Genomic DNA, 18,938 nt, shown 5'->3' on the forward strand with positions numbered 1-18,938 from the left:
GTCACCAAGGAGCGATCTCGCTGGCCTTGTCGGCGGCCTTACGCGCGGCACGGCGTGCGCGCCAGCCGACCGATGGGCGGCCGGCGGTGTCGACGGCGGCCAGCAGCACGCCGCCGAGCAGGCCGAGGTCGGCGACGAAGCGGGCCTGCTTGGCCGGCACGTCCTGCGACTGCGCGGCCCAGAACGAGTCGCGCGCGATCGTCGTGCCGGCCAGCGACAACGCGAGCGCCGCCGCGGCGAGCCGCGGAAAGCGGCCGGTCGCCAGCAACAGTCCGCCGGCGATCTGCACGCCGGCGTTGGCGCGTACGACCACGTCGGTGTGGGTCTCCTCGATGCCAAGCGGCCTGGCCAGCCGCGCGCCGAAGCCCTCGGCGAGCTCGGCGGCGGCTTCCTTGCTGCGCAACGCGGTGACCCCTTCGTTGATCACGGCGGCGGCCAGCAACGGTCGTGCTATCCGGCGTACGACGCTCACGGTTCCTCCTGCTCCTCACCGGCAGGATTCCCCACCGGCGTCGAACGAAAACGTTACGGTCGTCGGCATGACGACGCGACCCACGGCGCTGGTCACCGGCGCCACGGCCGGCATCGGCGCGGCCTTCGCGAAAGCACTGGCGGCCGGTGGCTATGACCTCGTGCTGGTGGCACGTGACCGCGAGCGGCTGGAGAAGGCCGCCACCGACCTCGGCGCGACCCACTCGGTGCTGGTGGCCGACCTGGCCACCGACGACGGCTGCGCGCTGGTCGAGCAGCGACTGTCCGATGTGGACAACCCGGTGGACCTGCTGGTCAACAACGCCGGCATCGGCCTGCGCGGCGCCTTCCGGTCCAACGGCCTGGAGGCGGAGCTGCGCCAGCTCGATCTCAACGTGCGTGCGGTGCTGCGGCTGACCCACGCGGCGCTCGGCCCGATGGTGGAGCGGCGCCGCGGCGCGATCGTCAACGTGTCGTCGGTCGCCGGTTTCGCCACGACGGCGCCAGGATCCACTTATGGCGCCACGAAATCCTGGGTGACCGCATTCAGCGAGTCGGTGCACCTGTCGGTCCGGCTCAAAGGCGTACGCGTGATGGCGTTGTGCCCCGGCTACGTACGCACCGAGTTTCACGAGCGCGCAGGCATCGACGTCGGCGACCGCGGCGGTCCGATGTGGCTCGACGCCGACCGGCTGGTCGCCACCGCGCTCGCCGACCTGCGCCGCGGCCGTACGGTCAGCGTGCCGAGCGTGCAGTACAAGGCGATCGTCGGCCTGCTCCGGCACGCACCTCGGTCGCTGCTCAACGCCGTACTCACACGCTCGTCACGTGCTCGCGACTAGCGTAATCGCCGAGCGCTGAATCGAGGTGGCCAGCGGCGGCGCCGGGCATAGGGTCGCGACATGACATCGCGAGCATTCCGGTTCGGGCTCAACCAGCGCGAGATCCAGGACCGGGACACCTTCGTCGAGCACTGCCGCTGGGCCGAGCGCAGCGGCTTCGACACCCTGCACCTGCCGGACCACCTGCAGTCGCCGTCGCCGTTTCCGGTGATGATGGCGGCCGCCGACGCCACCGAGCGGCTGCGGGTCGGCACGCTCGTGCTCAACATCGGCTTCTGGAACGCGGCGCTGCTGGCGCGCGAGGCGGCGAGCGTCGACCGGCTGTCCGGTGGCCGGCTGGAGCTGGGGGTCGGCGCCGGTCACATGAAGTCGGAGTTCGACCTGGCCGGCATCGAGTGGGAACCGGTCGGCAAGCGCGTGCAGCGGCTGCGCGAGACGGTCGTACGCCTCGACGAGCTGCTGACCGACCCCGACCACCTGCCGGCCGTCGTCCAACGGCCGCGGCCGCCGCTGCTGATCGCCGGCACCGGCGACGGCCTGCTGGAGCTGGCCGCCGAGCACGCCGACATCTTCGGCTATGGCGGCCTGTGGCAGCAGAAAGGCCAGCCGCCCGGCACGTTCCGGCTGGCCACCGCCGCCGAGACCGACGAGCGGATGGCGTTTCTGCGCGACCGCGCGGGCGACCGCTTCGACCGGATCGAGCTCAACGTCCTCATCCAGGCGGTGGAGATCACCGACGACCGCGCGGCGGCCGCGGCACGGCTGTCCGCCGATCGGCTGGAGGGGATGGATCCGGCCGAGATCCTGAGTACGCCGACCGTGCTGATCGGCTCGGTGGAGGAGATCGTCGAGCAGCTGCACGAGCGGCGCGACCGCTATGGCTTCACCTACATCTCCTGCCACCAGCACCTGGCCGAGGACATGGCCAAGGTCATCGCCGCCATCAAGGGCTGAGGGGTCAGGCGTCGAGCAGCCAGGCGGCCAGCTCCTCGCGCCACTGCGACGCCGAGCCTTCCCAGGAGGCGATCCACTGCGCCCGCTTGTACCAGCGCTGCAACGGATTCTCCCAGGTGAAGCCGATCCCGCCCATGCTCTGGATGGCGCGCTCGCAGCCGGCCGGCGCCACCTCGCTGACGCACGCGGCCGCCGCCGCGACCGCCTCCTCGGTGTCGTCGGCGCCGGTGTGTACGGACCAGGCGGCGCGATACGCGAGCGAGCGCGCCAGCTGCAGATCCGTGTAGACGTCGGCCAGCTGGTATGCGATGCCCTGGTACGAGCCGATCGGCCGGCCGAACTGCTCACGCTGCCGCGCGTGTGACACAGCCATGTCCAGTGCGCGCTGCATGACGCCAACACCTTCGCAGGCAAGCAAAGCCGCGGTCTGCTGGCGTACGGCGGTGAGCACCGGCCGCGCGCGCCCCGGCTCCACCACCACCTCGGCCGGCGTGTTGTCCAGCGTCAGCTCCGCGTACGGCCGGGTGGTGTCCACAGTGGACATGAGCCGCAGCCGGCGCGCGTCCGGACGCGTGACGAACAGGCCGACGCCGGGCTCGGCCTGCGCCACGACGACCACGTACTGTGCCGTGTTGGCCGCCGGCACCCGGGTTTTCACACCGGACAACCGCCAGCCGTCGCCAGCCTCCTCGGCGCGGCAGTCCACCGAGACGGCGGCATGCGCGAGCGTCAGCGCGCCGCTGTCGGCCCACGCCATCGTCGAGGTCTTGCCGCCGCGGCCACCGAGCACCGGCGCGGCCATCGACACGTGCATCAGCCACTGCACCGGCAGCAGGCCATAGCCGGCTTCCTCGGCGATCACCGCGAGATCCAGCACGGTCAGGTCGTCGTCCAGCCAACCGAGCTGGCTGAGCTCGTCCCATGCCTGGTCCGGCGTCGGCTTTTCGGCCTTCTTCTGGTTTTTCTCGTCGGCCGCCTTCTCGGCGGCTTTTTCGCCGATCCACTCGACGATCCGCTCGACCGGCCAACGGTCGGCGAGCCAGTCGCGCGCGGTCGAGCGCAGCGCCTCCTGCTCGTCGGAAAAGGCGAAATCCACTGTGGACACTCTCCTAACGAGACCGCGGCAGGCCGAGTACGCGCTCGGCGACGATGCTACGCAACACTTCCGACGTGCCGGCTTCGATGGTGTTGCCGCGGCTGCGCAACTGCTGGTATTGCCAGTAGCCGGACCAGAAACCGTCCTCGCCGTCCAGTTGCGCGTCCGGTCCGAGCAGCTCCAGCGCGAGCTTGGTGAGCCGCTGGTTGGTCTCCGACCAACGCAGCTTCGTGATCGACGCCTCCGGCCCCGGCACCCCCGTACGCGCCAGCCCGGCCAGCGAACGGTAGGCGGTGTAACGCAGGCCCTGCATCTCGATCCACAGGCCGGCGAGCCGGTCCCTGGTCAGCGGGTCGGCGTCGGCACCGGTGCGCCGGGCGGTCGCCATCAGGTTTTGCAGCGCCACGTCGAGCCGAGCGGTCAACGCGAAACCGAGCGTGCCGCGCTCGTGCAGCAGCGTGGTCATCGCGACGCGCCAGCCGGCGCCGACCTCGCCGAGCACGCAGTCGGCCGGGATTTTCACCTCTTCCAGGAAAATCTCGTTGAACTCCGGGTCACCGGTGATCTGCCGCAGCGGTCGCACCGTGACGCCTTCGGATTTCATGTCCAGCAGGAAATACGTGAGGGCGCGGTGGTTTTCGGCCTCGGGGTCGGTGCGCGCGAGCAGGATGCAGAAGTCGGCGATGTGCGCGTACGACGACCAGACTTTCTGGCCGTTCACCACATAATGGTCGCCGTCCTTGACCGCTTTGGTGCGCAGGCTGGCCAGATCCGATCCGCTGGAGGGCTCGGAGAAACCCTGGCAGAAGATCTGCTCGGCGGACAGGATCGCCTTGAGGTGCTTGGCTTTCTGCTTGTCGGTGCCGTGCGCGATGATCGTCGGGCCGGCCATGCCGAGACCGATCACACCGATGTGGTCCGGCGCGCCGACCCTGGCCGTCTCCTCCAGATAGATCGCCTGAAAGGACGGCGGCTTCCCGCCACCGCCGAACTTCGCCGGCCAGGTCAGCCCGGCATAGCCGGCGTCGAACAGCCGTTTGCTCCACGCGCGGGAGAAATCCTCGTCCCAGCGGCCCGGTTCTGGCGTACGCTGGCCCCAGTCGGCCGGCAGGTTCGCGGCCAGCCAACCACGCAGATCGTCCCGGAAGGCCGCCTCGTCGGCGGTGTCGGACAGATCCACTCGTCTCCTCCCTCTCACCGAGCCCCGTGCGCTATCGGGCAGCGTCCCGGATCACCGCGGGCAATTTCCGGATCAGCGTACGCAGCCGCTGCTTACGCTAGTAGCCGCGCCGCCCGAGCCGCGGCAGAACACTCCAGTTGCCACCGCTCGGAGCGCGATTTCCGCACCGCCGGTGCGACCGGAACGTAAGCACACGCCTGCCGGCGGAGGGAATTCGGTGTCGTACAACAAGGATCATGGCGGCGGCGAAACGCGTCAGATGCCGTCCAACCCCGACTCCAGTGGTGAGATGTCCCATCCACGGCCGAACCCCCAGCAGGCCTACACCGGCCAGACCACCGGCGACGTGCCATATGCGCCGGCCGACTATCCGCAGCGATATCCGGACCAGGCGACCGGTGGCGTGCCGTATGACATCTATGGCGACGACTACGACCCGGCCGACTACCAGGCGAGCGGCGACCTTGGCTACGACGTGCCTGGCCAGATCGGCACCGGCAGCCCGCAGACACCGAACGCGCCATGGGCTCCCGCCTCGCCGGCCGCCGGGATGCCGGCGTCCGTGCCACCGGCGCCGCCGTCGAACGCCCGGCCGGCCAGTGTCAAAGGCGCGGTCGGCTGCCTGATCGCCCAGCTGGCCATCGTGTTGCTCAACTTCGGCCTGCTCCTGCTGACCCAGGACGACATCACCAAGATGGCGATCAAGGACTCCACCTTCGCCGGCTTCACGCCGGAGAGCGTCGCGCAGTTCGTGCGGATCGTGGTGTACGTGCTCGGCGGAGCGGAGGTCGCCTTCAGCCTGTTCCTCGCGGTCATGGCGCTGTTCGTGCTGCGCCGCCGCGCGCGCACGTTCACCCTGGTGCTGGCGATCGTCTGGCTGGTGGCGCAGATTGGCCTGCTGGCGTTTGGCGGTGTCGTGCCCGCCGGCGCCGGCACCAGTGCGCTCAGCAACGCGCTCAACGGCATCCTCATCCTAGTCATCGCCGCCGGTGTGGTGATGCTGGTCCTGCCGTCGACCGGACGTTGGATCCGCAACCGCACCTGACCGTACGCGCGCGACCCTCGCCGCTGCCCGATGAGGCACGGTAGGGTGCGCGCGTAGGCGTGCGGAGAGGGTGCGGGTGTCATATCGGGACGACCGTGAGTCGATGCCGAGCGGCCTGCCGTACGACGTGCCTGGCCGTGGCGGCGCCGGAGTCCCGTTTCCGTCCCCGCAACCGCTGACACCGCAGTCCGGCCCACCGGTGAGCGGTGGCCGGCCCACCGCGGTGACGCTCGCCGGCCTGTGCCTGATCGCCGACATCGCCGTCTTCGTGGTGTCCTTCGCGCTGGTGGTGATCAATCAGGACGCCTTTGTCGCCGAGACGCAGCGCCAGCTCCAGCAGCTGACACCTGACCTGCCGTTCGACATCCCGACCTTCGTACGCGTCACGTTGTTCGGCATGGCGCTCGTGCAGCTGCTCATCAGCGTGGTGATCGCGGTGTTCGCGCTGCTGCTGATGCGGCGCCGGCGGATCCCGTGGATCCTCGCCACGATCCTGTCCTGGCTTTTCCTGATCGGCCAGGTCGTGGCGTTCCTGAGCACGGCCGGCACGCCGGCGCCGGAAGACCTGCAGGCGGCCAACGCGGTCGGTCAGGTGCTCACCGGCATGAGCATCCTGATGATCGGCGTGGCGGCGGTGGCGCTGGTGCTGCCTTCGTCGGCGCGCTGGTTTCTCCGGCGTTAGTGTGTGCTCGTGCCCGATCGCGACGAACTGCTGGCCCTCATCCGCGACCTCGCCGTGGTGCACGGCAGGGTGACGCTCTCTTCCGGTCAGGAAGCCGACTACTACGTCGACCTGCGCCGGGTGACGCTGCACCACGCCGCCGCACCGCTGATCGGCCGCGTGATGCTGGAGGTGACCGACGGCTGGTCGTACGACGCGGTCGGTGGACTGACCCTCGGCGCCGACCCGGTCGCCACCGCGATGCTGCACGCCGGCGCGGCGGCCGGCCGCAAGCTCGACGCGTACGTGGTGCGCAAGGAAGGCAAGGCGCACGGCCTGCAGCGGCGGATCGAGGGACCGGAGGTGGCCGGCCGGAGCGTTCTGGCGGTCGAGGACACCTCCACGACCGGTTCCAGCGTGCTCTCCGCCGTCGAGGCACTGAAGGAGGCTGGCGCGTCGGTGTGCGGAGTCGCGGTCGTGGTCGACCGTGGAGCCGGCGACGTCGTACGCGCGGCCGGCCTGGACTATCGCGCCGCCTTCAGCCGCGAGGACCTCGGCCTGTCCTGACGCGACACGCCGAGGCCCGGGCTTATCGAACACGCGTTCTAGTGACAGCGTATTCTGTGCCGCGCGGGACCCGGCTCGGCACACGTGCGGACGCCGGGTCACACCATTTGTCATGGAAAGGAAAACATGGCCGAGCAGAGCACGACCGAGCGTCTGGAGTCCGCAGCCGAGGACACGACGATGGACACGCCGGCGACCGCTTCCGCGACCGCTGACACGCCGGCCACCGCGGAGGCCGAGTCCGCCGACAAGCCGACCCGTGGCCGGCCGCGCAAGAGCACGGCACGCAAGACCCGCCAGGTCGCGCTGACGCTGACGGTGACCGGCTCCGAGGACGGCGCCGACTGGCGCGCCGAGGTCGTCCACGGCACCACCCGGGTCGTACCGGAGCTGGCGGTGTCCGCGGCGGCGGTGGTCGCCGCCGCCAAGGACCTGCACCCCGACATCGCCGAGGCGATCGACGGCATCCTGGAGACCGCTCGCGAGCAGCACCGCAGCCGGGTCGAGCAGCTGCAGGCCGAGCTGGCCGCGGCACAGGCGGCACTGGCCAGCCTGGACGGCGAAACCGGCTGATCCCGGTCGGGACAATCGGGTCCCGATTGATCACAGGGCGCCTGCGGATTCGTCCGCGGGCGCCTTATCTGCGCGCGGCCTTGCCAGCGCGTACGTCGGCGATGATCGCACCGAGCGCGCCGGCCACCGCGTCCACCGCCTCCGGCACGAGCGAATAGCAGATCGTCGTGCCGTCCCGCCGCGTACGCACCACGCCGGCCGTCCGCAGCACCTTGAGATGACCCGAGATGGTCGGCTGCGAGACCTCGAAGTAGTCGGTGAAGTCGCAGGCACAGGTGTCCGGCTCGCGAGCCAGCCGGCGGACGATGCCGAGCCGGATCGGATGCGCCAGCGCCTTCAGGACTTCCACCTCGTCGAGCATGGTGTTAGCTTAACGGCAGGTGCCAATATAGGGCTATGCCGATATAGGAGGCGCGCTATGGTGGCGTCACCGGAGCTGGACGAGGCCCTCGACCGGTTGTCCCGGACCGGTCCGGAGTTTCGCGGCGGGCTGTCCAACCACGGCCCGATGGTGGCCGAAGCACTCGTACGACTCGGCTGCGCCGACGCGGTCGAGTCGTGGGTCGACGGCTATCTGGCGCTGCTCGACGAGCCGGCGCGGCCGAGCGACCGGATCACCGAGGACGGCTGGCGCGACGCGCTCGGCGACTATCGGAGAGTCGGCGACTGGCGCGCGTACTTCACCGACCAGTTGGCCGAGGCGCCGTGGCGCGCGGTGCTGGCTCAGTGGTGGCCGCGGCTGGTGCCAGGCATGGTCGCCGGCGCCACACACGGCGTGATTCGTACGTCGCAGGCGGTCCGCGGCCTGGCCGACGACGAACACAATCCGCAACGGATGGCCGAGCTGGCCAGCGGCCTGGCATACTGGTCGGCACGATACGTCGAACTGCCGGGCGCCGGGCCGCTCGCCGGCGAGAAGACGCCGGCTGAGGCGCTTGCCGCGCTGCCCACCACCGCGGTCGCCGAGAACGGCCTGATCCTCGACCAGCTTGGACCGCTCGTGCGGCTGCCGGAGTTTGCCGACGGCGTCGCCGCGCTGCGACCACCGGTCGCGATCAACGCCGCTTTCGGCACGCTGACGCGTACGTTCGCCGACGTGTATGTCCACTTTGGACGCAACGAGCCGATCGGCCTGGTGCACGCGGTGACCGCGCCGACCGCCGTACGGTCGATCCTGCCGCATTTGCCGGAGGTGGTCTGGCGGCCGACGCACGACGCGCTTTGGCACGTCGGCGCGGCGCTTTTTGCCGCCTTCGCACAGGGGAAACCGCGCGACGACGCACCCGTCGGCGCGCCGCAGGATCCGGCCGTCTCGGTCGCCAACGCGGTCGCGAGCGGCGACGCGCACGCCATCAAGCTGGCCGAGGCGTGCCTGCGCGAGCACGCCACGACCGGCGATCCGACGTATCTGCACGCCGCCAGCCGCGGCATGTACGCCGCCTGATCAGCAGGTGGCGGCGGTGTTGGGGTCGACCGGACTTCCCCTGGTGGCCATCGTGGTGATCGAGTTTGGCGGGGCCGGCACGATCAGGTAGCTCGGGTTCATGCTGCAGGTGACGCGGAACGTGTAACCGTCACCGGATCCGACCGCGACACCGTCGCCGCGGATGGTGATGACCCCGGGCGTACTCGTCGACACCATGAAGCTGCCGTCGGTGCTCTGGTCCGGTGTGCCGAAGGACGGCAGCGTGCTGATCGTCCAGTGCAGGTTGCTGTAACGCGTCAGCGTCACGTTGCCGCTGGTGAACCGGCGCGGGTCGGCCAGCTTCATCGGACAGCTGGGCGGCGTCGGGGCCGCGACGGCCTGCGCCGCACAACCCTGGATGTGCGCGCGGATCTGCGACAGATAGACATCGGTCGCCGCCGTACCCATCGTCGCGCGCAGCGGGAGCTGCGTGGTCGCCGCCTTCGAGTTGCCGGCCGAGGCGACCACCAACGGCTGGTCGGACACCGTCACGTACGACGGCACCAGCGACGCCGGCGTGTAGACGCCGGGGAAGACGTTGTAGGTGGTGGCCGTCAGCGTCGCCGGAAAGGACTTGCCGTTGAGCGAGATGTAGCTCAGGGCTTTCGGCGCGTTGAGCAGGACGCGCGTGTATGGCTCCGGGATCCGCCAGTGCGACTGGCCGGACGGCGGGTTCTGGTCCTCGACCAGCGAGAGATAGCCGCTGCCGCTCACCGAGCCACTGGTGATCCGTACCGCGACCAGCCGTTCTTTCTTGTTGTCACCGGCATTCGGGTCGCCGGCGTCCTCGAGCGAGGCGACCTGCCACGAGGTGCTGAGCGCGTCCGCCGTGAGAAACACGTCGGCACTGGTCGGCTGGGTCGTCGGCCGCGCGATCTGCAGAGCGGTCGTCACGTTCTTCGCGCGCAACGCGTCCAGGAACTTGCGCGCCGTGTCGACCGGGTCGTCGCCGCGGGTCAGCAGCACGATCACCGGAATGGAGACGGCGACCAGGATCAGCACCAGCAGGATGCCGCCGCCGACCAGCAGCAGCGGCATCATCGCCTTGTTGCGCTGCGCCGGCGGCGGTGGTCCTCCCGGTCCCCAGCCGGAGGTCGGCTGGTTCGCCGGATAGCCGCTGGTCGGCTGGGCCGGATAGCCGGTGGTCGGCTGGGCCGGATAGCCGCTGGTGGGCGTCGGGACCGGCGGCACTGGTGGCACGCCGCCGGAGGTCTGCTGCGTCGGGTAAGAGGCACCGGAGGTCTGCTGGGTCGGATACGACGTGCCAGATGTCGGTGCCGCGTACGGCGTGCCGCTGGACGGCTGCTGCGTGCCATAGCCGCTGGTCGGCTGCTGTTGACCCCACTGCTGCTGGCCCCACGTCTGCGCGGCGTACGGGTCGACCGTCGACGATGACGGCGTCCCGTACGCCTGCTGCTGCGCGGTCTCCTGTGCGGGCGCCGGCGGCGTGGTGAACGAGCCGCTGGCCGGCTCTTCCTTGCTGGTGCTCAGCGGCGGCGTGCCATACGGGTTGGACGCGTACGGTTCCGCTGGCTGGCTGGCCGGCACGGAGGTCGTCGGCGGCTGGCTGTCCGGACTGCTCTGGCTTGGCTGGTCGCCTGGTTCCGGGGTGCTCACGACCCCACCCGCTCACTGCTCCAGAAGCGTACGCAGGTAGGCAACACTGACGGCGACATCGGTTTTCGGCCCTTCTCCCTCTGGCGCGCTGGCGAGCTGGATGTCCTGCTCGAGTACGTACCAACCCCGGTAGTCCGCCGCGCCCAACGCGCGAACGACGGCCGCGACATCGATGTCACCGGCGCCGAGCGGACGGAAGACGCCGTCGGCGACGGCGTCGCTGAATGGCTGTTTTCCGGTCGCGACCAGGCCGGCCCGGTCGGCGTCGACGTCCTTGAGATGGACGTGGCCGATCCGGTCCGCGTGCCGGACCGCGAGCTCGACTGGATCACCGCCACCGCACGCCACGTGGCCGGTGTCCAGGCACAGCGGGACACCGCTGCCGTCGAGCACGCGCTGGATCTCCGCGGGTTGCTCGACGACCGTCCCGACATGTGGATGCAGGCTGGCCGTCAGTCCGGCCTCGGCGCAGACCGCGGCGGCCGCGTCAGCCGTCGCCAGCAGCGTTTTCCACTGCTCGGCGGACAGCTCGGGACGCGTGTCGTAGCCGTCCCGTCCGGTCGCCGCGGCGAGCACCACCGAGTCGCCGCCAGCCGCCGTGAACCGTTCGATGCACGCGGCCAACGGCGTACGCCAATCCCAACCGGCCTCGTGCAGGACGAGCGGAGTGAAACCGCCGACCAGGGTCAGCGACTCGGCTTCGAGCGCGGCTCTGAGGGCCGGGCCGTCCGCCGGCAGGAACCCGTCCGGACCCGCCTCGGTCGCGGTCACGCCGAGCTCGCGCATCTCGGCGAGCACCCGCCGCGGCGCCAACTGGTGTCCCCAGCCGGGGACCTCGCTGACCCCCCACGAGATCGGTGCCGCCGCGATTTTCGGCCCGGACATGTGGCTCCAAGTCGTCAGGTGGCTTCACGCCGTCGGATCTTTCAGCGTGAGGCTATCCGACCGCTGCCACCCCCGGCGAAACGTCCGGCTCACCCTTTCGCACAGTTCTTCCGCCCGCTTGGCGTGTCGGCCCCCGCGACACGCCGCCCCCACCGCAAAACTGTCGTACCCCACCGATTATGTTGCCCCCACCCATTCCGGGTGGGGGGTGGGTGTGAGGACGTTCCCATCTCGAAAATGTTTGTCAGGGGTGCCTCTCGACCCACCCCCCGCCCCGAGCACTGGGTGGGGGTCAAAAGTGCCATGGGGGTATGACAGTTTCGCGCCGTAGCGGGTAAATCGGTGCGGTCGGCGTTCGCTATGGCAGCTGGTTGGCCTGCTCCTTGTAGTACGCCCGCATGGCCGGGAAGTAGTCGGCGAAATCTGGCAGCGCGGTGTCGTGGTGCGCCGCCATGAGCATGTCCAGGTAATACTCCCAGCCGGGACCGACCTCGTCGGCGCCGATGCCGGCCGGGTCCAGGTGCTGGACGAACCGGAGGCCGGTCGAGTCACCCTGGCCGGTCAGCCACACCTCCATCCGCCAGTTGCCAAACTGGTCGCTCGACGAGAGCGCGAGATGGCGCGGCGGCTCGCAGGCGTCGATCCGCAGGTCGCACCAGGGCGCACCTTCCTCGTACGACATCTGCACCTCGACCGTTCGCCCCACGCCGGCCTCGCCGCGCCACGGGCCATACCAGCGCGCCGTCCGCGACGACTCGGTGAGGCTGGCCCACACGTCGTCGACGGAGCCGCGGAGCGTACGTGTGATCTCCAGGTCGCCACCGGCCAACAACCGTCCAGTCGGCTTCATCCCGTCTCCTCCCGATCCTGCGCACGCTCGCGACGCGCGCGGTAAACCTCGGTCTGCAGTGCGTCGAACCGGTGCTCCCAGTCCGCCGGCCGGCGGAACTGGTCGATCCACTCGGCGATCTCGTCCAGCGGCGCCGGGTCGAGCCGATAGATCCGCTCGCGGCCGACCAGCTCGTCGTGCACCAGGCCGCACTCGCGGAGCACGCGCAGGTGGCGGCTCACCGCCGGCCGGCTGATGTCAAAGGACGCCGCGATCTCACCGGCCGTACGCCGCGAGTCGCGCAGCATCACGAGGATCCGGCGGCGGACCGGATCCGCGATGGCGCTCGCTGCTCGCACGGCAAAAGCGTAACACATTGGTTACATGTCGCCTTTGTCTATGTTCCGCATGACCTGTGAGCAACAGCCAGATGAACTCTGATTGCGGCGGTTGCCGTACGCGCGGCCCGCGGCGCTCCATATGAGGGTGACTACCGGTCTGATCATCGTTGTCGTCGTCACCGCACTGGCGTTCGACTTCACCAACGGCTTTCACGACACGGCCAACGCGATGGCGACCTCGATCGCCACCGGCGCGCTGAAACCGAAGATCGCCGTGCTGGTGTCGGCGACGCTGAACCTGGTCGGCGCCTTCCTGTCCATCTCGGTCGCGGCGACCATCGCCTCCGGCGTGGTGGACGCCAAGGTCGTCACGCCGCAGGTGGTCTTCGCCGGCCTGGTCGGCGCGATCGCCTGGAACCTCGTCACCTGGTATTTCGGCCTGCCGTCCTCCTCATCGCACGCGCTCATCGGCGGCGTGGTCGGCGCGACCCTGGTGGCGCTCGGTCCGGCCGCGGTGAAGTTCGGCGGCATCGTGTCCAAAGTGCTGATCCCGGCGGTCGTATCGCCGCTGTTGGCCGCGCTCGTCGCCGGCGTCGCGACCTACGTGGCGTACGTCCTCACCGACCGGCAGCGGCAGTCGACGGTGAAGACCGGTTTCCGGGTCGGCCAGATCGCCTCGGCCTCGCTGGTGTCGCTCGCGCACGGCACGAACGACGCGCAGAAGACCATGGGAGTGATCACGCTCGCGCTGATCACCGGCGGCCTGCTGCCGGCCGGCTCGGCGCCGCCGGTCTGGGTCATCCTGAGCGCCGGCCTGGCCATCGCGCTCGGCACCTACATCGGCGGCTGGCGGGTCATCCGTACGCTCGGCAAGGGCCTGACCGAGATCGAGAGCCCGCAGGGTTTCGCCGCGGAGACCTCGTCGGCGGTGGTCATCCTCGCCTCGTCGCACGCCGGTTTTCCGCTCTCCACAACGCACGTCTGCTCCGGCGGCATCATCGGCGCCGGCGTGGGCAAGCGGCTGGCCCGGGTGCGGTGGTCGGTCGCCGGCAAGATGGCGGTCGCCTGGATCCTCACGCTGCCGGCCGCCGCCATCGTCGGCGCGCTGGTGGGCCAGGGCGCCAGCGCACTCGGCGCCGCCGGCGTGTGGATCATGGCCGCGGTGGTGGCCGCGTTCGCGCTCGGCATCTGGCTGCTGTCGCGGCGCAACACCGTCGACGCCGGAAACGTCAACGATCCGGTCGATTCGGCGTCCGAGCCGGTCCCGACCGCCGCTGGAGTGTGAGGCCGACATGATCGAATGGGGAACACTCGGCGTCGTCGTACTGACCTCGCTGGTCGCCGGCGTCGTGATCGTCACGCTGTTCGCGCTCGGCATCGTGTCGTTGAGCAAGGCACCGCCGCTGCGCGCGCGTAACGACGGCAAGGCCGAGGACGGCAGGCCGGGCTGGTACGTGCCGGCCGTCGCCTGTTTCCTCGCCTGCGCCGCCGCGATCGTCTACGGCGTGGTCGTCATGCTCAGCAAGGGCTGACGATCTCCACCTCCTTCTCCACCCGCGGATGGTCCAACTCCACCCACCTCCGTCCGTAGCGTCAGAGCCGTCAACGACGCTCAGGAGGCGCAGATGCAGGTCCTTTTCGATTATTTGTTGCTACGCATGGTCTATGTCGGCGCGGTCGCGGTCGGCCTGATCATCCTTGGCTTCGTGGCCATGGTGATCCTCAAGAAACTCGAGCTGTGGGATCGCGTACGTGCGTTCCTGGAGCCGATCCTCCGGCAGAAGCTCAAGGAGCGGGGCGGCATCGCGTCGGTCATCGAGCAGCGGATCGGAGAGAAGAAATGAACGCCTCCGACATCCTGTTCGAGATCCTCATGGAGCGCCTGCTGATCGGCGCGGGTATTTTCGTCGGTGTCATCGTCCTGCTTTTCGTACTGGCTTTCCTGTACAAGAAGTTCGTGAAGTAATCGGGGTCGCGGTTGAACCGGTACGTCGCGCGGATGCGCCAGTGGTTCGGCAGCGCCGACCCGGAAACCGGCCTGGCGATGCGACTGCTCGGCACCGCGTTGCTGGTGGCCAACCTGATCCTGGCGCGGCCAGGCGGTCCGCCGCTGCTCGGCTGGAGTGTGCTGCTGGTCGCCTTCGCCGCCTGGATCTTCTACGTGGTCGGCGATCCGCGTTGGCCTGTCCCCGCGGCGATTGGTCTGGTGGCGGCCTCGGCGCTGCCGACCTTGCTGCTCGGACCGACGCGCGACAACACCGCGGTTTTCGCGGTGTGCATTCCCTTCGCGGTGTTGGCGGCGCACATTCGCGTACGCGTGTGGGTCGTCGTCGCGGTCAGCGTTGCCGAGATCGCCGTCGCGATCGCCGGACTGACGCTGTTTGGTCGCGGTGCCACCGAAATCGTCAGCGACATCGCGGTCCTGGTGGTGCTCGGCGCGTTTGGCCTGGCCCGCCGGCAATACCGGATCCACGCGCAACAGACGCAGGACCTGCTCGTGCAGACGCGGCTGGCACAGCGCGAGAAGGCACGTGCGGCCGCACTCGACGAGCGCGCACGGATCGCTCGCGAAATGCATGACGTGCTCGCGCATTCGCTTGGTGCGCTGAGCGTGCAACTCGATGTCGCGGAGGCATTGTTGAGCGAGCGCGGAGACGTCGAAAACGCACTCGCGCGCGTACGCCGGTCGCGCCGGCTCGCCGTCGACGGCCTGGCCGAGGCACGCGCCGCGGTGGCCGCGCTGCGCGCGGACATCCCGCCGCTGGCCGACGCGCTGACCGAGTTGGCCGGTGCGTACGCGCGCGACCATGATGTCGAGGTGGACTTCCAGACGACCGGCGAGCCCGTGCCGCTGTCGCCGGCGGCCGAGGTGTCGCTGCTGCGTACGGCTCGGGAAGCGCTGACCAACGCGGCAAAACACGCGCCGGGTGCGCCGGTCGCGATGACGCTGGCGTACGCGGACGGCTGGGTCAGGCTGGTCGTACGCAACCCGGCTTTGGCCGAGGAGACCGGAAACGGCTATGGCCTCGCCGGCATGCGCGAGCGGATCGCCCTGCTGGAAGGAAAACTGCGCGCCGGCTGGGACGGCGAGTGCTGGCAGGTGGTCGCCGAGGTGCCGGTGTGATCCGCGTGCTCGTGGTCGACGACCAGCAGCTCATGCGCGAGGGTTTGGTGGCACTGCTGGACATGCTCGACGACGTCGAGGTGGTCGGCAACGCTGGCAACGGGCGGGACGCGCTGGCGCGACTCGCCGAGACGCCGGCCGACGTGGTGCTGATGGACCTGCGCATGCCGGTGCTCGACGGCGTCGACACCACGAAGCAGATTTCCGCTCGCTATCCGGAAACCGCGGTCCTGGTCCTGACGACGTACGACGACGACTCGTCCATCGCCGCCGCGTTGCAGGCGGGTGCGCGCGGATATCTCACCAAAGACGCCGGCCGGGTGGAGATCGCCGCCGCGGTCCGGTCGGCCGCCGCCGGCCAGTCGACCTTCGATCCGGCGGTGTCGGCGCGGCTGGTCGCGGCGTTGAGCCGCGCGGAACCGGCGAAACGCGAGCTGCCGGACGGACTGACCGAGCGAGAAGGCCAGATTCTCGCGTTGATCGGCCGCGGCCTCAGCAATGCCGAGATCGCCGCGCAGCTGTTCATCGGCCAGGCGACGGTGAAGACCCACATCAACAACGCGTTCGCGAAGATCGGCGCCCGCAACCGCGCCGACGCCACTCGTTACGCGTACGACCACGACCTCAGCTGATCGCGGCCTCGACCTCGGCCGCATAGAGCAGCGCCGGATCGAAGGTCATGCCGGTGAAATGGCCGGCGATCTCCAGGCTGAGCACGCCCTGCATCCGCGTCCAGAAGACGAGCGCCCGGCGCAGCACGGCCTCCGACACGCCGTCGTCCGGAGACCACGCGCGATGTGTCGCCAGGTCCTTCTCGAAGGCCGCGGCGGCCGCGGACGTGGCCGGCGGGGCGAGCTGGGCGAAGGCGTCGACCAGCACGGCCATCATGCGTGCCGTGATCGCGGTGGCCTCCGGTGGCGCGTGATAGCCGGGCACCGGTGTGCCGTAGATGAGCAGATAGCGATGCGGCTCCGCGACGGCCCACTCGCGGGTCGCCTGCGCCAGCGCGGAGAGCTTGGCCGCGGGCGTACGAGCTGACGCGGCCGCGGCCTCGCAGGCGTCGGCCAGGTCGCGGTAAGCCTCGAGCACGAGCTCGGTGATCAGCTCGTCGCGGCCGGCGTAGTAGCGATAGAGCGCCGGACCGCTCATCCCCATCTGTTTGGCGATCGCGTTCAGCGACAGCGCCGACGCACCGGTCGTGGCGACCTGGCTCCACGCGTGCGTCCTGATCTCGTCGCGTACCTGCTCGCGATAGCGCTGCCGTGGACCGGCCATGGCGACCCCTTGCTTGACATCGTGAATGTGAGGTCATCATACTCTAGTTATAACTTCTAACTCTAGCGAGAGGCTATGGAGATGCTCGAGGTCGTGCTGCCAGGGGTGGTGGAGCCGGAGGGTCTGCAACTGCGTACGGCTGCGGCGCCGACGCCGTCGGCTGGCGAGGTGTTGATCCGCATGGAGGCGACCGGCGTGTCCTTCGCCGAGCAGCAGATGCGCCGCGGCCGTTACTACGACCAGCCGCCGTTTCCGTTCGTCCCTGGATATGACCTGGTGGGGACGGTCGAGACGGTCGGCGATGGCGTCGATGCCGCGTTGACCGGCCGCCGGGTCGCTGTGTTGACCAAGGTCGGCGGCTGGTCGACACATGTGCTCGCTGAGGCGGCCGACGTGGTGCCGGTGCCGGACGGCCTTGACCCCGTCGACGCTGAGACGGTCGTCGTCAACGGCATCACGGCGTGGCAGATGCTGCATCGCAAGGCCCGGATCGCCGCCGGTCAGACGATCCTGGTGCACGGCGCCAACGGTGGCGTCGGCTCGACGCTCGTCCAGCTGGCGCGGCATGCCGGCGTACGCGTCATCGGTACGGCAGCACCGCGCCACCACGACCGGCTGCGCGGTCTCGGCGTCACGCCGATCGACTATCGCTCAGACGTGCCCGCGGCCGTACGCAGGATCGCGCCGAACGGCGTCGACGCCGTCTTCGACCACCTCGGCGGCCGTAGTGTCGTCGACTCGTGGCGACTGCTCGCGCCCGGCGGCACGCTCGTCTCGTATGGCAGCGCCACCACCCGCGACGACACCGGCTCCAAGCAGTGGCCGGTGCTCAAGATCCTGCTCCGCGTCGTGATCTGGAACGCGCTGCCCAACCGTCGCCGGGCCTTCTTCTACAACATCTGGGCGGGCCGGGGCACCGCGCGGTTCCGGGACCAGCTGCGAGAAGACCTCGGCCAGGTGCTGCGGGCGATGCGGGCGGGCGACCTCACCGCGCAGGTGGCCGCACGCTTTCCACTGGCGGAGGTCGCCGAGGCCGTACGCGTGGCGGAGTCCGGCACGGTCACCGGCAAGGTCGTGCTGACGCCTTAGGCCCTACGGTCTGTTTCGAAACAGACCCTAAGCGCGGTCGGCGGCGTGCTTCGGCTGGTGTTCGCCGGCCTCGGCCTCGCGGCGCTGCGCGCGCTTGTTCTTGACCAGCTCGATGACGACCGGGATCACCGACAGCACGACCACGGTGGCGACCACCGGCAGGATGAACTTCTCGATCGGGAAGGCCGCGCCGACCTTCTCGCCGAGGAAGTGGCCGATCAGCAGGATCGAGTCGGTCCACAGCACGCCACCAATGACGTTCCAGACGAAGAACCGCCTGGCCGACATCTCCAGCACGCCGGCGACCGGGTTGAGGAACGTCCGCACCAGCGGGATGAACCGCGCGAGCACCACCGACTTGCCCGGGCCAAACCTGTTGAAGATCCCCTCCGCCTTGTCCACGTACTTGCGCTGGAAGATCACCGAGTTGGGCCGGTCGAACATCGCGCGGCCGAACTTGGCGCCGAGGAAATGGCCCAGCTGCGCGCCGGCGATGGCGAAGACCGGACAGCCGACCAGCAACAGCGGCAGGCTCAGCTGCAGGCCGAACGCCTTGGTCGCGATGCTGGTGGTGGCGATGCCGGCGGTGAACAGCAGCGTGTCGCCAGGCAGGAAAAAGCCGATCAGCAGGCCGGTTTCAGCAAAAAGGACGGCGTAAACACCGAAAAGGCCGAATGCCTGGATGTAGTCCTTCGGATCCAGCGGGTTGAACGACAGCCCCTGCTTCGTGGCAAGGGTGTCGGTCACGTGCTGCGTGGCGTAATCGCGGAGGCTCACCGTTACAAGGCTACCTGGCCGGCCGGTCCATCCGGTCCGCCGGCCTCAGCCGCTCCTCAGAAATCGACCATACCCCTAGTGGGGCTCGAAAAGCCGCAACGCCTCGTTACGGGCGGATTCCGCTCATAACGAGGCGTTGCGGCGAAG

At 69.5% G+C, this 18,938-nt stretch carries 24 protein-coding genes; 14 read left to right on the plus strand and 10 right to left on the minus strand.

The window, feature by feature from the left end:
• Position 1: 1 nt before the first annotated feature.
• On the minus strand, positions 2-472 hold the full coding sequence (locus GNX95_RS36490) for a DoxX family membrane protein (protein WP_163512364.1): 471 nt from the start codon (positions 470-472) through the stop codon (positions 2-4).
• A gap of 67 nt (positions 473-539) precedes the next feature.
• Between GNX95_RS36490 and GNX95_RS36495 the strand changes: the two genes are divergently transcribed.
• Both GNX95_RS36495 and GNX95_RS36500 read left to right on the plus strand, forming a co-directional pair.
• On the plus strand, positions 540-1,313 hold the full coding sequence (locus GNX95_RS36495; RefSeq protein ID WP_163512365.1) for an SDR family NAD(P)-dependent oxidoreductase: 774 nt from the start codon (positions 540-542) through the stop codon (positions 1,311-1,313).
• Positions 1,314-1,373: 60 nt separating this feature from the next.
• The gene (locus tag GNX95_RS36500; protein ID WP_163512366.1) at positions 1,374-2,267 is read left to right on the plus strand and encodes a TIGR03621 family F420-dependent LLM class oxidoreductase; all 894 of its coding nucleotides are present in this window, start codon (positions 1,374-1,376) and stop codon (positions 2,265-2,267) included.
• A 4-nt stretch (positions 2,268-2,271) separates the two neighbouring features.
• On the opposite strand, the gene GNX95_RS36505 is transcribed toward GNX95_RS36500, so the two are convergent.
• Positions 2,272-3,372 (minus strand): acyl-CoA dehydrogenase family protein, encoded by a 1,101-nt coding sequence (locus GNX95_RS36505; RefSeq protein WP_163512367.1) that lies wholly within the window; start codon positions 3,370-3,372, stop codon positions 2,272-2,274.
• 4 nt (positions 3,373-3,376) lie between these two features.
• A complete protein-coding gene (locus tag GNX95_RS36510; protein ID WP_163512368.1) occupies positions 3,377-4,543 on the minus strand; it encodes an acyl-CoA dehydrogenase family protein in 1,167 nt (388 codons plus the stop codon).
• Positions 4,544-4,760: 217 nt separating this feature from the next.
• Between GNX95_RS36510 and GNX95_RS36515 the strand changes: the two genes are divergently transcribed.
• From GNX95_RS36515 to GNX95_RS36530, 4 genes are all read left to right on the plus strand, one after another.
• Positions 4,761-5,588 (plus strand): hypothetical protein, encoded by an 828-nt coding sequence (locus GNX95_RS36515; protein ID WP_163512369.1) that lies wholly within the window; start codon positions 4,761-4,763, stop codon positions 5,586-5,588.
• A gap of 76 nt (positions 5,589-5,664) precedes the next feature.
• Positions 5,665-6,270 carry a hypothetical protein gene (locus tag GNX95_RS36520; protein ID WP_163512370.1) on the plus strand — a complete coding sequence of 202 codons (606 nt, stop codon included), beginning with the start codon at positions 5,665-5,667 and terminating at the stop codon, positions 6,268-6,270.
• A gap of 9 nt (positions 6,271-6,279) precedes the next feature.
• Positions 6,280-6,816, plus strand: coding sequence for an orotate phosphoribosyltransferase (pyrE, locus tag GNX95_RS36525; RefSeq protein WP_163512371.1), 537 nt, complete (start codon positions 6,280-6,282; stop codon positions 6,814-6,816).
• 126 nt (positions 6,817-6,942) lie between these two features.
• Entirely contained in the window at positions 6,943-7,389 is a 447-nt protein-coding gene (locus GNX95_RS36530) for a DUF6319 family protein (protein WP_163512372.1), read from the plus strand.
• A 64-nt stretch (positions 7,390-7,453) separates the two neighbouring features.
• Here the strand turns inward: GNX95_RS36530 and GNX95_RS36535 are convergent, their stop codons facing one another.
• A complete protein-coding gene (locus tag GNX95_RS36535; protein ID WP_163512373.1) occupies positions 7,454-7,750 on the minus strand; it encodes an ArsR/SmtB family transcription factor in 297 nt (98 codons plus the stop codon).
• Between the two features lie 57 nt (positions 7,751-7,807).
• On the opposite strand from GNX95_RS36535, the gene GNX95_RS36540 reads away from it, so the two are divergent.
• The gene (locus GNX95_RS36540; RefSeq protein ID WP_222854220.1) at positions 7,808-8,833 is read left to right on the plus strand and encodes a questin oxidase family protein; all 1,026 of its coding nucleotides are present in this window, start codon (positions 7,808-7,810) and stop codon (positions 8,831-8,833) included.
• On the opposite strand, the gene GNX95_RS36545 is transcribed toward GNX95_RS36540, so the two are convergent.
• The 4 genes from GNX95_RS36545 to GNX95_RS36560 form a co-directional block, all read right to left on the minus strand.
• A complete protein-coding gene (locus GNX95_RS36545) occupies positions 8,834-10,471 on the minus strand; it encodes a hypothetical protein (protein WP_163512374.1) in 1,638 nt (545 codons plus the stop codon).
• A gap of 12 nt (positions 10,472-10,483) precedes the next feature.
• Positions 10,484-11,356: a TIM barrel protein gene (locus GNX95_RS36550; protein ID WP_163512375.1), complete on the minus strand. Its 873-nt coding sequence runs from the start codon at positions 11,354-11,356 to the stop codon at positions 10,484-10,486.
• Positions 11,357-11,714: 358 nt separating this feature from the next.
• The gene (locus GNX95_RS36555; protein WP_163512376.1) at positions 11,715-12,206 is read right to left on the minus strand and encodes an SRPBCC family protein; all 492 of its coding nucleotides are present in this window, start codon (positions 12,204-12,206) and stop codon (positions 11,715-11,717) included.
• On the minus strand, positions 12,203-12,544 hold the full coding sequence (locus tag GNX95_RS36560) for a metalloregulator ArsR/SmtB family transcription factor (RefSeq protein ID WP_246281902.1): 342 nt from the start codon (positions 12,542-12,544) through the stop codon (positions 12,203-12,205). The genes GNX95_RS36555 and GNX95_RS36560 overlap by 4 nt, the downstream gene beginning before the upstream one ends.
• Positions 12,545-12,671: 127 nt before the next feature.
• Between GNX95_RS36560 and GNX95_RS36565 the strand changes: the two genes are divergently transcribed.
• From GNX95_RS36565 to GNX95_RS36585, 6 genes are all read left to right on the plus strand, one after another.
• Positions 12,672-13,811 (plus strand): inorganic phosphate transporter, encoded by a 1,140-nt coding sequence (locus GNX95_RS36565; protein WP_246281903.1) that lies wholly within the window; start codon positions 12,672-12,674, stop codon positions 13,809-13,811.
• 7 nt (positions 13,812-13,818) lie between these two features.
• The gene (locus GNX95_RS36570; RefSeq protein ID WP_163512379.1) at positions 13,819-14,058 is read left to right on the plus strand and encodes a hypothetical protein; all 240 of its coding nucleotides are present in this window, start codon (positions 13,819-13,821) and stop codon (positions 14,056-14,058) included.
• 93 nt (positions 14,059-14,151) lie between these two features.
• The gene (locus tag GNX95_RS36575) at positions 14,152-14,370 is read left to right on the plus strand and encodes a hypothetical protein (protein ID WP_163512380.1); all 219 of its coding nucleotides are present in this window, start codon (positions 14,152-14,154) and stop codon (positions 14,368-14,370) included.
• Positions 14,367-14,492: a hypothetical protein gene (locus GNX95_RS43950; RefSeq protein WP_281356999.1), complete on the plus strand. Its 126-nt coding sequence runs from the start codon at positions 14,367-14,369 to the stop codon at positions 14,490-14,492. Before GNX95_RS36575 ends, GNX95_RS43950 begins: the two co-directional genes overlap by 4 nt.
• A gap of 33 nt (positions 14,493-14,525) precedes the next feature.
• A complete protein-coding gene (locus tag GNX95_RS36580) occupies positions 14,526-15,650 on the plus strand; it encodes a sensor histidine kinase (protein WP_163512381.1) in 1,125 nt (374 codons plus the stop codon).
• Positions 15,647-16,282, plus strand: coding sequence for a response regulator (locus tag GNX95_RS36585; protein ID WP_163512382.1), 636 nt, complete (start codon positions 15,647-15,649; stop codon positions 16,280-16,282). The genes GNX95_RS36580 and GNX95_RS36585 overlap by 4 nt, the downstream gene beginning before the upstream one ends.
• On the opposite strand, the gene GNX95_RS36590 is transcribed toward GNX95_RS36585, so the two are convergent.
• Complete coding sequence (locus GNX95_RS36590) at positions 16,275-16,925, minus strand: TetR/AcrR family transcriptional regulator (RefSeq protein WP_163512383.1); 651 nt, start codon at positions 16,923-16,925, stop codon at positions 16,275-16,277. The two genes, GNX95_RS36585 and GNX95_RS36590, sit on opposite strands and share 8 nt — an antisense overlap.
• Positions 16,926-17,000: 75 nt before the next feature.
• On the opposite strand from GNX95_RS36590, the gene GNX95_RS36595 reads away from it, so the two are divergent.
• Positions 17,001-18,014 carry a medium chain dehydrogenase/reductase family protein gene (locus GNX95_RS36595; protein WP_163512384.1) on the plus strand — a complete coding sequence of 338 codons (1,014 nt, stop codon included), beginning with the start codon at positions 17,001-17,003 and terminating at the stop codon, positions 18,012-18,014.
• A gap of 27 nt (positions 18,015-18,041) precedes the next feature.
• Here the strand turns inward: GNX95_RS36595 and GNX95_RS36600 are convergent, their stop codons facing one another.
• Positions 18,042-18,791, minus strand: coding sequence for a DedA family protein (locus GNX95_RS36600; RefSeq protein WP_222854221.1), 750 nt, complete (start codon positions 18,789-18,791; stop codon positions 18,042-18,044).
• Between the last annotated feature and the right edge of the window lie 147 nt (positions 18,792-18,938).

Origin of the sequence: Fodinicola acaciae (genome assembly GCF_010993745.1) — a bacterium.
Taxonomy (GTDB): Bacteria; Actinomycetota; Actinomycetes; order Mycobacteriales; family HKI-0501; genus Fodinicola; species Fodinicola acaciae.